Annotated in this window: 11 protein-coding genes; 4 read left to right on the plus strand and 7 right to left on the minus strand. The window is 73.9% G+C overall.

Translation table 11 applies throughout. The features are described 5' to 3' along the window. Positions 1-27: 27 nt before the first annotated feature. Positions 28-2,553, minus strand: coding sequence for a valine--tRNA ligase (gene valS / locus F8568_RS06430; RefSeq protein ID WP_151592411.1), 2,526 nt, complete (start codon positions 2,551-2,553; stop codon positions 28-30). A gap of 126 nt (positions 2,554-2,679) precedes the next feature. Between valS and F8568_RS06435 the strand changes: the two genes are divergently transcribed. Continuing rightward, positions 2,680-2,967 (plus strand): DUF4235 domain-containing protein, encoded by a 288-nt coding sequence (locus F8568_RS06435; RefSeq protein WP_151592414.1) that lies wholly within the window; start codon positions 2,680-2,682, stop codon positions 2,965-2,967. 125 nt (positions 2,968-3,092) lie between these two features. On the opposite strand, the gene F8568_RS06440 is transcribed toward F8568_RS06435, so the two are convergent. Both F8568_RS06440 and F8568_RS06445 read right to left on the minus strand, forming a co-directional pair. Further along, on the minus strand, positions 3,093-3,899 hold the full coding sequence (locus F8568_RS06440) for a hypothetical protein (protein WP_202124569.1): 807 nt from the start codon (positions 3,897-3,899) through the stop codon (positions 3,093-3,095). A 46-nt stretch (positions 3,900-3,945) separates the two neighbouring features. Beyond that, positions 3,946-4,242, minus strand: coding sequence for a DUF4193 domain-containing protein (locus tag F8568_RS06445; protein ID WP_117404125.1), 297 nt, complete (start codon positions 4,240-4,242; stop codon positions 3,946-3,948). Between the two features lie 508 nt (positions 4,243-4,750). On the opposite strand from F8568_RS06445, the gene F8568_RS06450 reads away from it, so the two are divergent. Both F8568_RS06450 and F8568_RS49380 read left to right on the plus strand, forming a co-directional pair. After that, positions 4,751-6,484, plus strand: coding sequence for a serine/threonine-protein kinase (locus tag F8568_RS06450; protein WP_151592416.1), 1,734 nt, complete (start codon positions 4,751-4,753; stop codon positions 6,482-6,484). Positions 6,485-6,581: 97 nt separating this feature from the next. Next, positions 6,582-9,428 carry an ABC transporter substrate-binding protein gene (locus tag F8568_RS49380; protein WP_151592418.1) on the plus strand — a complete coding sequence of 949 codons (2,847 nt, stop codon included), beginning with the start codon at positions 6,582-6,584 and terminating at the stop codon, positions 9,426-9,428. Between the two features lie 13 nt (positions 9,429-9,441). On the opposite strand, the gene F8568_RS06460 is transcribed toward F8568_RS49380, so the two are convergent. After that, complete coding sequence (locus F8568_RS06460; protein WP_407924459.1) at positions 9,442-10,683, minus strand: sensor histidine kinase; 1,242 nt, start codon at positions 10,681-10,683, stop codon at positions 9,442-9,444. Between the two features lie 140 nt (positions 10,684-10,823). Continuing rightward, positions 10,824-11,477 carry a response regulator transcription factor gene (locus tag F8568_RS06465; protein ID WP_151592420.1) on the minus strand — a complete coding sequence of 218 codons (654 nt, stop codon included), beginning with the start codon at positions 11,475-11,477 and terminating at the stop codon, positions 10,824-10,826. A 209-nt stretch (positions 11,478-11,686) separates the two neighbouring features. On the opposite strand from F8568_RS06465, the gene F8568_RS46600 reads away from it, so the two are divergent. After that, on the plus strand, positions 11,687-11,863 hold the full coding sequence (locus F8568_RS46600) for a hypothetical protein (RefSeq protein WP_190859996.1): 177 nt from the start codon (positions 11,687-11,689) through the stop codon (positions 11,861-11,863). A gap of 84 nt (positions 11,864-11,947) precedes the next feature. Here the strand turns inward: F8568_RS46600 and F8568_RS06470 are convergent, their stop codons facing one another. Continuing rightward, the gene (locus F8568_RS06470; protein WP_151592422.1) at positions 11,948-12,757 is read right to left on the minus strand and encodes an inositol monophosphatase family protein; all 810 of its coding nucleotides are present in this window, start codon (positions 12,755-12,757) and stop codon (positions 11,948-11,950) included. 10 nt (positions 12,758-12,767) lie between these two features. Further along, entirely contained in the window at positions 12,768-13,679 is a 912-nt protein-coding gene (locus F8568_RS06475) for a ferrochelatase (protein WP_151592424.1), read from the minus strand. Positions 13,680-13,684: the final 5 nt, after the last annotated feature.

Raw genomic sequence — 13,684 nt, forward strand, 5'->3', positions numbered from 1 at the left:
GCCGGGCTGACGGAGGTGCGGCGGGGCTCAGCCGGCGGGCGCCAGCGTCACGTCCACCGTCAGGTCGGCTGGCGCGCTCTCCAGCGTCAGCTCCGCGATCCGGCCGGCGGCGGCGAGGTCGGGACGGGAGACCCGCCCGGCCTCCGCGCCGCGCACCACGGCCCGCGCCACGTCCGCGCGCATCGACGCCTTCGCCTCCGACTTGGCCTTGCGGACCTGCCGCAGCGCCTCACCCGTCGCCGCGAGCACCGCCGGGTCGCCGCCCGCGGGCAGCTCGGCAGGCAGCGGCCACTGCGCGGCGTGCACCGACCCCTTCCGCCACCACGACCAGACCTCCTCGGTCACGAACGGCAGCACCGGCGCGAACAGCCGCAGCAGCACCGACAGCGCCGCCCGCAGCGCCGCCCGCGCCGACTGCGCCTGCGGCCCCTCCCCGTACGCGCGGGCCTTCACCAGCTCCAGGTAGTCGTCGCAGAACTCCCAGAAGAACCGCTCCGTGCGCTCCAGCGCCCGCGCGTAGTCGTAGCCCTCGAACGCCTGAGTCGCGTCCTCGACGACACCGGACAGCGACGCCAGCATCGCCCGGTCCAGCGGCTCGGTCACCGCCGCGTCCCGCGCCACCTCGCCGAGCCCCAGCACGAACTTCGACGCGTTGAGGATCTTGATGGCGAGCCGCCGGCCGACCTTGATCTGGCCGGTGTCGAACGCGGTGTCGGTGCCCGGCCGGCCGCTCGCCGCCCAGTACCGGACGGCGTCCGAGCCGTACTCGCGCAGCAGGTCGATCGGGGTGACGACGTTCCCCTTGGACTTCGACATCTTCTTGCGGTCCGGGTCGAGGATCCAGCCCGACAGCGCCGTGTCCGTCCACGGCAGCGCCCCGTGCTCCAGATGCGACCGGACGACCGTCGAGAACAGCCACGTCCGGATGATGTCGTGCGCCTGCGGCCGCAGGTCGTAGGGGAACACCCGGGAGAACAGGTCGGCGTCGCGCTCCCAGCCGCCCGCGATCTGCGGCGTCAGCGACGACGTCGCCCAGGTGTCCATGACGTCCGGGTCCCCGATGAACCCGTCCGGCTTGCCGCGCTGCTCCTCGGCGAAGCCCGGCGGGACGTCCGAGGACGGGTCGACGGGCAGCGCGTCCTCCGCCGGGACGATCGGCGCGTCGTAGCGCGGCTCGCCGGACGCGTCCAGCGGGTACCAGACCGGGATCGGCACGCCGAAGAACCGCTGCCGGGAGATCAGCCAGTCGCCGTTCAGGCCCTCCACCCAGTTCTCGTAGCGGGCCCGCATGTAGGCCGGGTGCCAGTTCAGCTCCGCGCCGCGTGCGAGCAGCTCGGCGCGGGTCGCGGCGTCGCGCCCGCCGTTGCGGATGTACCACTGCCGCGTCGTGACGATCTCGAGAGGCTTGCTGCCCTTCTCGTAGAACTTCACCGGACGGCTGATCCTGCGGGGCTCGCCGTCCAGGTCGCCGGACGCGCGCAGCATCTCCACGACGCGCTCCTTGGCGGAGAACACCGTCTTGCCGGCCAGCTCCGCGTACGGCTCCGCCGCGACGCCCGCCGGCGGCTCGGCCGACAGCCGGCCGTCCCAGCCGATCACCGCCCGGGTCGGCAGGTTCAGCTCCCGCCACCAGGTGACGTCCGTGACGTCGCCGAACGTGCAGATCATCGCGATGCCGGAGCCCTTGTCGGGCTCGGCGAGCCGGTGCGCGAGGACCGGCACCTCGACGCCGAACAGCGGCGTGCGGACCGTCGTGCCGAACAGCTCCCGGTACCGCTCGTCGTCGGGGTGCGCGACCAGCGCCACGCACGCCGGCAGCAGCTCCGGCCGCGTCGTCTCGATGTAGACGGGGCGCTCGTCCCCGTGGAACCGGATCCGGTGGAACGCCCCCGGCTGCTCGCGGTCCTCCAACTCGGCCTGCGCGACGGCCGTCCGGAACGTCACGTCCCACAGCGTCGGCGCCTCCGACACGTAAGCCTCGCCGCGCGCCAGGTTCCGCAGGAACGCGCGCTGCGACGCCGTCCGGGACGCCTCGCCGATGGTGGAGTACAGGTGGTTCCAGTCGACCGACAGGCCGACGCGGCGCCACATCTCCTCGAACGCCTTCTCGTCGACCTCGGTGAGCCGCTCGCACAGCTCGATGAAGTTCCGCCGCGACACCGGTACCTGCTTTTTCGGGTCGGGCTTGGCGGGGGGCTCGAAGTCCGGGTCGTAGGGCAGCGACGGCTCGCACCGCACGCCGAAGTGGTTCTGCACGCGCCGCTCGGTCGGCAGGCCGTTATCGTCCCAGCCCATCGGGTAGAAGACGGCGCGACCGCGCATGCGGTGGAACCGGGCGACGGTGTCGGTGTGGGTGTAGGAGAAGACGTGGCCGACGTGGAGGGAGCCGCTCACGGTGGGCGGCGGGGTGTCGATCGAGTAGACCTCGCCGCGGGGCCGGGTGCGGTCGAAGCGGTAGACGCCCGTGTCCTCCCAGACGCGTACCCACGTGTCCTCCAGGCCGTCCAGGGAGGGCTTGGAGGGAACGCTCGGCGTACGCGGCTGCTCTGTCATAAGGCCAATGCTATTGACATCCGCCGTGCCCGCATGCCACTTGCCCGCGCCGACGCGGCGGCCTTTCCCGCCCGGAGCGGGGCGTTCCGGTAGCGTCGGAGGCGACAGGACGACTGGAGGACGATCATGGCGGACAAGGGCGACATCGGCTTTCGCGTGATGGCCGGCGCCGCCGCCTTCGCGGGCGGCTTCGTCGCGAAGAAGGCGATCACGCTCGCCTGGAAGAAGACCACCGGCAAGGAGCCGCCGACCAACCCCGAGTCGCCGGACGTGGCGCTGTCGGAGGCGATCGGCTGGGCCGTGGTGGTGGGCGTCGGCGTGGAGATCGCCCGGCTGGTGGCGACCCGGGCCGCGGTGCACCAGTGGGCCAAGGGCACCGGCGAGCTCCCGTCCCACCTGAAGGTCGACGTCTGAGCCCGCGGGCCTGATTCGGAGCAGACGAGCGGCGTGGCCGGTCCTGGACGTCCGGGACCGGCCACGAGGCTTTCCAGGGCCGGGACGGAGTGCCGCCGCCGGGGGCGCGGGCAGGGGCCGGGACGCTAGGCGGGGTCGCCGGGCGGTGACTGCAGCTCTTGGGGCGCCGAACCGCGCAGGTCCTGGCGGACCTTGGCGGCCAGCGACCTCGTCGCGGCCCGGTTGAGCGCGGCGCCCGCGGCGGCGCCGGTCAGCAGCGGCCCCATCGTCGTCATGTGGCGGCCGAACGTGCGCATCATCCGCTTGCGCAGCGTCGCCTTCGCCGCCGAGCCGAGCGCACTGGTGAACGTGCCGCCCTCCAGGGGGTTGACGCCGCGCTGGCGCGCCCAGGAGGTGACGAACGCCGCGCTGCGGGCGGTGCCGGAGCCCTGCACGCTGACCCCGTACACCTCGTGCAGCTCGGCGATCAGCTTCACCTCGATCGCGGCGACCACGAGGGTCTCGGCGGCGATCTGCGCGGGGGCCGTCAGCAGCAGCGGCGGGGCGGCGAACTCCACCGCCGCCAGCGCGCCGCCGACCGCGCCGACCGCGGTGGTGGCGTTGCCCGCGACCTTCACCAGGTTGTCGGCGAGGTCCTCGCCGGCCAGCCCGTGGTGGTGGCGGCTGAGCGTCTCCAGATCACGGATCGGGATGTGCGGGGCCGCCTCGAGCAGCAGGTCGGCCAGCCAGCGGCCGCGCGCGATCCCCGCCGCGCCGGCCCGGCGGGCGCCCTGCCCGAGCAGCCGGGCGAGCCGGCCGAGCAGCCGCCTGCGGGTCTCCCGGTCCATCTCCTCGTCGCCGGCGAGCCGGCCGACCAGCTCGCCGAGCTCCGTGGAGCCGCCGCCGCGCGCCGGCTCCACGTCGTCGTTGCGTCGTTCGAGTTCTCCCGTCATGCCGCTCCCGGTGGTGCCTCTCGCGTGGGGCCGGTCCCCGGACGTGTCAGGCGGCGCACTCGCGGCAGACCGGCTGTCCGTTCTTCTCCGTGGCCAGCTGGCTGCGGTGGTGCACCAGGAAGCAGCGCGTGCAGGTGAACTCGTCGGCCTGCCGGGGGACGACCCGGAAGGTCAGTTCCTCGTTGGACAGGTCGGCGCCGGGCAGCTCGGCGACCTCACCGGCGTCCAGGTCCTCGTCGATGATGCTGGCGGCCTTGTCGGCGCGCCGGGCCTGGAGCTCCTGGAGGCTGTCCTCGCTCAGGTCGTCGTCTGTCTTGCGTGGGCTGTCGTAGTCGGTCGCCATCTTCTATCTCCATCCCCCTCAGTGCTTTATGCGCCCCGTCGCGCGGAACTAACGCTCGGGGGACCGTTCTTGTGCCCGATCCGGGCGGGAAATTCTGTCACGTTTGGTGAGCTGTGACACACGAGGCGCGACCGTTCCCACGGGTGACACCGATCACCCGTGCCCCACCCCTGCAATGTGTCGTCCCTCACATGCCCGGCGGGCGTTCCGGCGTGCTCCCGAAGGGCCGGTGCGCCTGCCGGGGTACCCGCGGCGGCGGGGATCATACCCGCCCCGGGAGCGTTGCGCGCGCCGACCGGCCAGCGGCGCGCGGGACGGCTCGAACCGGCTGGTGGGCCGCTGAACCAGACGCTTCAGTGAAACGTCTGAACTAACGCGATATCGTGCCCGCCTGAGGTCGGGGGCCGGGCTCGCCGGCACCGGCGGGGCCGGTGCGGGCGACCGGGCCCCGCGACGGGTCCGGACGCACCATGTCGCGGGACATCACTGCGGGTCACTGGAGGATCAGATGCCGGATGCCGCTCCGCTGGAGCCGGGCGATCCCAGGGCACTGGGTCAGTTCGAGGTCGTCGGCCGGCTCGGCGCCGGGGGGCAGGGCGCGGTCTTCCTGGGCCGGGCGCCGGGCGGCGAGTACGTGGCGATCAAGCTGCTGCACGCCCAGATGGCGAACGATCCCGCCGCGCGCGCCCGCTTCACCCGCGAGGTGGCGGCCGCGCAGCGGGTGGAGCCCTTCTGCACCGCGCGGGTGCTCGAGGCCGACGTGCAGGGCGACCAGCCGTACGTCGTCAGCGAGTTCATCGACGGCCCGTCGCTGCACGACGTGGTCGCGCACAACGGCCCGCTCGGCGCCGACGAGCTGGAGCGGCTGGCGATCGGCACCGTGACGGCCCTCGCGGCGATCCACGAGGCCGGGATCGTGCACCGCGACTTCAAGCCCAACAACGTCATGCTGGCCTCCGACGGCCCGCGCGTGGTGGACTTCGGCATCGCCCGGACGGTCAACTCGCAGGAGAGCGCCGTCACCGCGACCGGGATGGTGGTCGGCACGCCCGGCTACCTGGCGCCCGAGCAGCTGACGGGCGCGCCGCTGACGCCCGCGGTGGACATCTTCGCCTGGGGCGCGACCATGGTGTTCGCGGCCACCGGGCAGTCGCCGTTCGAGGCCGACACGCTGCCGGTCATCATCAACCGCATCCTCAACGAGGACCCGGACCTGTCGGCGCTGCCGCCCGGCCCGGTGCGCGACCTGGTCGCGCGCTGCCTGTCCAAGGACGCCGGGCTGCGCCCGCCGGCGCCGCAGCTGCTGCTGAACCTGCTCGGGGCCGTCGGCGCCGCGCCGTCCAACCCCGGCGCCGGGCAGGAGGACCTGCTCAACCAGGGCACCCGGATCGCGGCGCAGATGCCGGCGCCGCCGCGGGTGCCGCCGGCCCCGCGTCCGCAGCCGCCGCAGCAGTCGATCACCCCGCCGCCGATGCCGCTGCACCAGGGCGGCATGCAGGCTGGTGGCATGCAGGGCGCCGGGATGCAGGGCGCGGGCGTGCAGGGCGGCATGGGGGGTCCGGCGACGCCGCCCCCGCAGCCGATCACGCCGCCGCCGATGCCGATGTACCAGGGCGGCATGCAGCCCCCGCCGCCACCGAACATGCCGATCGGGCAGCGGCCCCCGATGCAGCCGATGCAGCCGCCGCCGTCCTACGGCCCGCCGCCCGCGAAGTCGAGCTCGTCGGGCCCGGCCATCGCGATCGGCTGCGGCGTGGTCGCGCTGCTGGCGGTCATCGGGCTCGTGGTGTTCGTCGTCATCGCGTCCAACAGCGACGACGACCCGGACCCGGACCCGATCCCGCCGACGGCGTCGGTCTACACGCCGCCGAGCAGCGGCTCGACGTCGAGCACGCGGGGCGGGCTGGTCGGCGTCTGGGAGGGCAACGGCTACCAGCCGGGCGCCCCGGCCGGCCACCAGAACTTCAAGGCGGAGTTCGCGCTGGTCTACACGCACGGCACCGCGAAGTACGACTACGGCAGCGTGCAGCCGACCTGCTACACGAACCTGGCTCTGCTGTCCGGCAACGAGAGCAGCGCCTACGTCGAGTACCAGGAGACGCCGATGGCGGGCCAGCAGAGGGAGAACTGCGCGCCCGGCTACGTCCGGTTCGTCAGCCCCGGCGGCAGCACCATGCGGTGGGAGTGGCGGGAGACCCGCGACGCGGTGACCCCCGCGGCGTCCGGGACGGTGAGCGAGTGACCGCCGTCCGGGCCTGACCGGCCCCGGACACGCCGAGCCGTCCGCGCCCACGCCCTCCGTCGCCCCTTCCTCCGTCCCCCTCGCCCGAAGGATCCAGATGGCCGACATCCGCCCGCTCCGCCCGGGCGATCCGGAAAGGCTGGGCGGCTACCGGCTGACGGGCCTGCTCGGGGAGGGCGGGCAGGGCGCGGTCTACCTGGCCGAGGACGAGCCGGGCCACCGGGTCGCGGTGAAGCTGCTGCACGCGCGCTTCAGCACCGACCCGAAGGCCCGGTCGCGGTTCGCGGCCGAGGTGGCGGTGGCGCAGCGGGTCGAGGCGTTCTGCACGGCCCGCATCCTGGACTCCGACGTCGAGGGCGACCGGCCCTACATCGTCAGCGAGTACATCGACGGCCCGTCGCTGGCGGCGGCGCTGGCGGAGGGCGGCCCGCGGCGCGGCCCGGACCTGGACCGGCTGGCGATCGGCACGATGACCGCGCTGGCGGCCATCCACCAGGCGGGGGTCGTGCACCGCGACTTCAAGCCGGCGAACGTGCTGCTCGCCGCGGACGGGCCGCGGGTGATCGACTTCGGCATCGCCCGGGCGCTGGACGCGACGGGCACCCTGTCCAGCACCGCCGTGGGGACGCCCGCCTACATGGCGCCGGAGCAGATCTCGGGGGCGCCGGTCGGGCCGGCGGCCGACGTGTTCGCCTGGGGCGCGACGATGGCGTTCGCCGCGACCGGGCGCCCGGCGTTCGGGCAGGACTCCATCCCCGCGGTCATGCACCGCATCCTGAACATGGCGCCGGACCTCGGCATGATGCCCGAGCCGCTGCGCGGCGTCGTGGCGGACTGCCTGAGCAAGGATCCGGCGCTGCGGCCCGCGTCGCAGCGGGTGCTGGCGACGCTGCTGACGCTCGCGGGCAGCCCGCCCAAGCCCGGCGACGCCGGTGACGAGGCGATGCTCAGCCAGGGCGCGGAGACGGCCGCCGCCGATTCGGCGCGGCTGCGGGACGCGGGGCCGCCGCCGTCGAGCCCGCCGCAGCCGCTCGCACCGCGGCCGCTGTCGTCCTACCCGCAGCTCGAGCAGCACCCGCAGTCCCCGCTCGCGCAGACGCCTCCCCCGCCGTCGTCCCCGTTCGCGCAAACACCGCCTCCGCAGAGTCCGTACGCGCAGACGCCGCCGGGGCCGCAGCCGCCCTCCCCGCCGTGGGCGGGGCCGGCCGGCTCCGCGGGGCAGCCGACGTGGCCCTCGGGCGGCGGCCAGGGCGCCCCGTCCGGGACGGACCGGACCGGACCGCCCGGCGCGCGGCGGCGCAGGCGGATCGGCGTGCTCGCCGGCGCCGGGGGCGGCGCGGCCGTCGCGCTCGCCGTCGCCGCCACGCTGGTCGTCGTCCTGTCGGACGGCGACGGCGGGCCCGGCCCGTCCCCCTCGCCCACCGGGAGGGTCGGCGGGACGCTGCGGATCACCGCCGCGAGCCTCGGCTCGACGAGCGGCGAGATCGACCCCTCGCACGCCTACACCGGCACCGAGCGGTTCCTCGCCAAGCTGCTGTTCACCGGCCTCGCCGAGGTCGAGCCGGACGGCACCGTCCGCAACCGCCTCGCCACCGAGATCAAGTCCGACGGCACGTGCTCGAACTGGACGATCGGGATCAAGGAGGGGACGGTCTTCAGCGACGGCTCGCCGGTCGACGCGGCGGCGTTCCAGCGCGGCTGGACGCGCGCGGCGCGGACCTCGGCCGGCGGTGGGCCGGTCCTGATGTCCGACATCGCCGGGTATGCCGAGGCCTCGACCGGCCAGGCGGGCGCGCTGTCCGGGGTGTCGGCGTCCGGCAGCGTGATCGACGTGCGCCTGACCTCGCCGAACTGCGACTTCCCGAAGCGGCTGGGCGACCCCGCGTTCGCGCCGCTGCCGCAGTCCGCCGGGGCGTGGGACAACGCGTCCTACAACGAGAACCCCGTCGGCAACGGGCCGTTCAAGCTGCAGAGTTCCGACAAGGGCAAGAGCTACACGCTGGTCCGCAACGACCGGTGGGCGTTCGGCAGGACCAAGCTCGACGCCGTCCAGGTCAGCGCGCTGGACGACACGGCGCAGGGCCGCGTGAGCTTCGCGTCGGGCAGTACGGACTTCGCACCGCTGACCGGCGGCACCGGCACCGCTTCGGCGAGCCCGCCTCCCGGCGGGACGGTGGTGACGAGGACGCTGCCGTACACCCGGATGCTCGTCCCGGTGACGGCGCGCGGGCCGATGAAGTCGCGGGAGGCGCGGCTCGCGGTGTCGTACGCGCTGGACCGCAACGCGATCGCTGGGCTGTACGGCACCGGGGCCGCGCCCGCGCACGGGATCGTCCCGGCTTCGCTGCCCGGTTTCGGGAAGGCCGGCGCGTGCCCGTCGTGCGACGCGACGGACCCGGCGAAGGCGAAGCAGTTCGCCGCGCAGGCCGGGCTCGGGTCCGGCACGAGAATCACGCTCTACCTGCAGCAGACGAGCACCGGTACCGCGGCGGCGCAGGTCATCCAGGCGCGGCTGCGGGCGGTGCTCGGCTGGTCCGTGGAGCTGAAGGAGACGCCGCTGTCCGACTGGAGCAAGTTCCGGCAGGCGGTCACCGCCGATGACGCGTCCGGGCTGGCGCTGTTCGCGTGGGGACCGGACTACCCGTCGCCGTACACGAGCCTGTGGTCGCTGCTGGGCGGCACGCTGGTCGGCAGGAGCGACGGCTACAACCTGGCGGGCTGGAAGAACTCCTCGTTCGACGGCCTGATCTCCAGCGCGGTGCGCACCCCGTCCGACGACCAGCGCACGAAGCTCTACCAGCAGGCCGAGAAGATCGCGCTGGACGACCTGGCCCTCATCCCGCTCGTCTACACCGGGGCGGGCGCGCTGGCGAGCAACCGGTTCGTGAACCTGCGGCTGGACTACGACGGCGACCCGACGGTGGCGACGGCCGCGCTGAAGTAGCGGCCGGGAACGATCAGCCGGGCTGGAGCCGGACGGTGACGATCAGCCCGCCGCCCGGCCGCGGCACCGCGTAGACCGCGCCGCGGTGCGCCAGCACCACCGAGCGGACGATCGACAGCCCGAGGCCCGCGCCCTTGGCGGACTCGACCCGGTCGGAGTTCAGCCGCCGGAACGGCTCGAACAGCCGCTCGACCTCGTAGGCGGGCACCGCCGGGCCGGTGTTCTCGACCTGGACGGTGGCGTATCCGTCGAGCATGCCGGTGCGGATCCACAGCTCGCCGCCCTCGGCGTCGTTGTGCTTGATCGCGTTCTCCACCAGGTTGGACACCAGGTGCTCCAGCAGCACCGGGTCGCCGAGCGCGGTCCCGGACGTCAGCTCCCGGTGCACCGCCACATCGTTGTCGTGCTCGCGGCGCGCGGAGTGCTCCAGCACCGTCGCGGCGACCTCGGCGAGGTCGACGGGGTTGCGGGTGGTCAGCTCGCGCTCGCTGCGGGCGAGCAGCAGCAGGCCCTCGATGAGCCGCTCGTGCCGGGCGTTGGTGGCGAGCAGCGTCCGGCCGACGGTGCGCAGGTCGTCGGACGCCTCCGGGTCGCCGAGCGCGACCTCCAGCAGCGTCCGGTTGATCGCGAGCGGGGTGCGCAGCTCGTGCGAGGCGTTCGCGACGAACCGGCGCTGGGAGTCGAACGCCTGGCCGAGCCGCTCCAGCATCGCGTCGAAGGTGTCGGCCAGCTCCTTGATCTCGTCGTCGGGGCCCTCCAGCGCGATCCGCTCGTGCAGGGTGCTCTCCGACAGCCGGCGGGCCGTCGTGGTGACCCGCTGCAGCGGGCTGAGCGCCCGGTCGGCGACGAACCAGCCGAGCACGAGGGTGATCACCCCGACCCCGGCGAGCGCCATCAGGGACCGGCCGACCAGCTGCTTCATGGTCTGCTCGACGAACTGGTGCTGCAGCTCGTTGGCCTCTGCGTCGGTGATGCCGAGGCCGATGACCTTGACGTTGCCGAGGATGTTGGCCATCAGCACCGACATCACGAACAGCAGCAGCGCCCCGGCCATGAAGAACAGCAGCCCGTACAGCAGGGTCAGCCGCAGCCGGACGCTCATCCGGCCGGGCACCTTCTTCAGCTCGCCGAACGACGCGCCGCCCTCCCCCCGCCAGGCGTTCTTGCCGCCGAGCTCGGGGCCCGGCACCTGCTGCGGGCCGGGCCGCCGCCAGCGGCCGGGGCGCGCGGACCGCTCGTCCGCGCCCGGCTGCACCGGACGGGTCGGCTGCGTCTGCTCGGACCGCCCGGCCGCCGGCTCGCCCGGCCCGGCGTGCTCGCTCTGCCCGGGTCGCTCGTTCTGCCCGGGCCCCTCGTTCCGGTCGGGCCGGTCGTTGTGCGGTGCGGATTCGGAAGTCAAAGGCGGTATCCCACTCCGGGCACGGTCTCGATGACCGGGGGGTCGCCGAGCTTCTTGCGCAGCGTCATCATCGTCACGCGGACGACGTTGGTGAACGGGTCGATGTGCTCGTCCCAGGCCTTCTCCAGCAGCTGCTCGGAGCTGACGACGGCGCCGTCCGCGCTGAGCAGCACCTCCAGGACCGCGAACTCCTTGCGGGTCAGCTCCACCACCCGCCCGTCCCGGGTCACCTCGCGGCGGGCCGGGTCGAGCGCCACCCCGGCGCGCTCCAGCACCGGCGGCAGCGGCGCGGCGGCGCGGCGGCCGAGCGCCCGCACCCGGGCGATCAGCTCGGCGAAGGCGAACGGCTTGGCCAGGTAGTCGTCGGCGCCGATGGACAGCCCCTCGACCCGGTCGTCCAGCTCCCCGGCGGCGGTGAGCATGATGATCCGCGCGGGGTAGCGCTGCGCCACCAGCTGCTTGCACACGTCGTCGCCGTGCACCCGCGGCAGGTCGCGGTCCAGGACGATCACGTCGTACTCGTTCACCCCGGCGCGGTCCAGGGCGCCGGCGCCGTCGTAGGCCACGTCCACGGCGAGCGCCTCGCGGCGCAGCCCGGTCGCGATCGCGTCGGCGAGCACCCGCTCGTCCTCGACGACTAGAACACGCACTCTGCGTCCCCCTCCGGTCGGGGCGCGGTCCGCCCCGTGGTCCCAGGTATGCCACGGAAGTCGTAAGACGCCCGTAAACACCTGTTCAAGACGGCGTTCGCCGCGCCGCGTTAACTGGCGGCGCAAGGATCCGCGAAAATTGCACCGGCGAACAGGTTTACCTTCAGCCTACGGCTGGGTAGGCATGGGCACGATCCGGGAGGAGGCCCATGGGCGAGTTGTCACGCACGATTCAGCAGCGGCTCGACGACGCGTACGCGTCGCTGCGCAGCGCCCACGCGGAAGGCGACACCTACCTGGCGGACATCCGTCAGGAGGAGATCAACGAACTGCGCCGGATCGCAGCGAACAACGACATCGGCGTCGAACCACCCCGCTGCGACTGAGACGCCCGACACAGGGAGCCCGGGACGCCCCATGTCCCGGGCTCTTGCCGTCTTCGCGGCCCGGCGCGGAGCCCGGCCCCGCCGTTAGTCGGTGAGGGGGTCGAGGGGCGCGAGCAGGTCGTGCAGCGCCTCGAAGGTGCCCGGCCCGGCCGCCATGGTCAGCTCCGGCCCCGGCGCGGCACCGTGCAGGCCCTCGACGCGCCCGCCCGCCTCCTGCACGATCAGCGCGCCGGCGGCGATGTCCCACGCCTGGACGCCGCGCTCGTAGTAGGCGTCGAGGCGCCCGGCCGCCAGCGAGCACAGGTCCACGCAGCAGGAGCCGCCGCGCCGGATGTCCCGCACGGCGGGCAGCACCCCGGTGAGCACCCGCGCCTGCGCGGCGCGCCGTCCCGCGTCGTAGCCGAACCCGGTCGCCACCAGGGCCCGGCCGAGCGGCACCCGCTCGGTCACCCGCAGCTCGCGGGTGCCGGCCGCGGTGTGCAGCAGCGCCCCGCCGCCGCGGAAGGCCGTGTACGACTCGCCGCGCCGCGGCATCTCCACCGCGCCCGCGACCGCTTCGCCGTCGACCTCGGCGGCGATGCTGACCGCCCAGTCCGGCAGGTCGTAGAGGTAGTTGACGGTCCCGTCGATCGGGTCGACCACCCAGCGGACGCCGCTGCCGCCGCCGTGCTCGCCGCCCTCCTCGCCGAGGAAGGCGTCGTCCGGGCGGACGGCGCGGATCCGCTCGATGATCAGCGCCTCGGCGGCGCGGTCCATCTGGGTGACGACGTCGGTCGGGGACGACTTGGTCTGCACCACGTCCGGGCCGCCGGCCGGCCGCTTGTCGACCAGCATCCGGCCCGCCTCCCGGGCGGTCGCTACGGCGAGCTCCAGCAGCTCCTCGGGCAGGCTCAATTCCCCTCCATCAATCGAGTGTCTCCTCCAGCAGCAGGCGCGGCAGTGCGGCGAAGCGCGGGTCGCCGCCGGGCGTCGCGGCCCGGACGAACGCGATGCCCAGCTCGGCGGCGCGTCCGGCCGCCTCCACGTCGAGGTCGTACTTGACCTCCATGTGGTCGGAGACGAACCCGATCGGCACGACCGCCACCGCGCGGACCCCCTCGCCGGCGAGCTTCTCCAGGTGGTCGGTGATCTGCGGCTCCAGCCACGGCTGGGACGGGGGGCCGCTGCGGCTCTGGTAGACCAGGTCCCACGGGGCGCCGGGGGCGGCGCGGCCGGCGACGGTCCGGGCGGCCTGCTCCAGCTCGGCGACGTACAGCTCCCGGTTCGGCTGGGCCAGCGGGACGCTGTGCGCGGTGAACAGCAGCCGCGCGCCGTCCGGGAGCCGGCCGAGCGCGTCGCGCGCCGCGTCCGCGAACGGGTCGAGGAAGCCGGGACGGTCCCAGTAGACGGGCAGCTTGTCGATCTCGGGCGCGCCGGGGACCTCCTCGCGTGCGCGCGCGATGTCCTGGAGGTACTGGTCGTTCGTGGAGTAGCCGCTGTAGGCGGACGTGACGAACGCCGCCGCGTGCCGGATCCCGTCGTCGCGCATCTGCCGGACGGTGTCGGCGAGATACGGGGTCCAGTTCCGGTTGCCCCAGTACACGGGCAAGTCGACGCCGTGCGCGGCGAAGTCGGCCTCGATGGCCGCCTTCAGCTCCCGGCACAGCCGGTTGATCGGGCTGACCCCGCCGAACAGGTGGTAGTGCTCCCCCACCTTCTCCAGCCGCTCGCGCGGGATGCCGCGGCCCCGGGTGACGTTCTCCAGGAACGGGATCACGTCATCGGGCCCCTCCGGCCCCCCGAAGGACAGCAGAAGCAACGCGTCGTGAGACGTCATGCCTC

It is taken from the genome of Actinomadura physcomitrii (assembly GCF_008923205.2).
Taxonomy (GTDB): Bacteria; Actinomycetota; Actinomycetes; order Streptosporangiales; family Streptosporangiaceae; genus Spirillospora; species Spirillospora physcomitrii.

What these genes read in the sequence shown, in the direction of transcription:
- valS (WP_151592411.1), bottom strand. Translation starts at nt 2,553, where the DNA reads ATGACAGAGCAGCCGCGTACGCCGAGCGTTCCCTCCAAGCCCTCCCTG.
- F8568_RS06435 (WP_151592414.1), top strand. Translation starts at nt 2,680, where the DNA reads ATGGCGGACAAGGGCGACATCGGCTTTCGCGTGATGGCCGGCGCCGCC.
- F8568_RS06440 (WP_202124569.1), bottom strand. Translation starts at nt 3,899, where the DNA reads ATGACGGGAGAACTCGAACGACGCAACGACGACGTGGAGCCGGCGCGC.
- F8568_RS06445 (WP_117404125.1), bottom strand. Translation starts at nt 4,242, where the DNA reads ATGGCGACCGACTACGACAGCCCACGCAAGACAGACGACGACCTGAGC.
- F8568_RS06450 (WP_151592416.1), top strand. Translation starts at nt 4,751, where the DNA reads ATGCCGGATGCCGCTCCGCTGGAGCCGGGCGATCCCAGGGCACTGGGT.
- F8568_RS49380 (WP_151592418.1), top strand. Translation starts at nt 6,582, where the DNA reads ATGGCCGACATCCGCCCGCTCCGCCCGGGCGATCCGGAAAGGCTGGGC.
- F8568_RS46600 (WP_190859996.1), top strand. Translation starts at nt 11,687, where the DNA reads ATGGGCGAGTTGTCACGCACGATTCAGCAGCGGCTCGACGACGCGTAC.
- F8568_RS06475 (WP_151592424.1), bottom strand. Translation starts at nt 13,679, where the DNA reads ATGACGTCTCACGACGCGTTGCTTCTGCTGTCCTTCGGGGGGCCGGAG.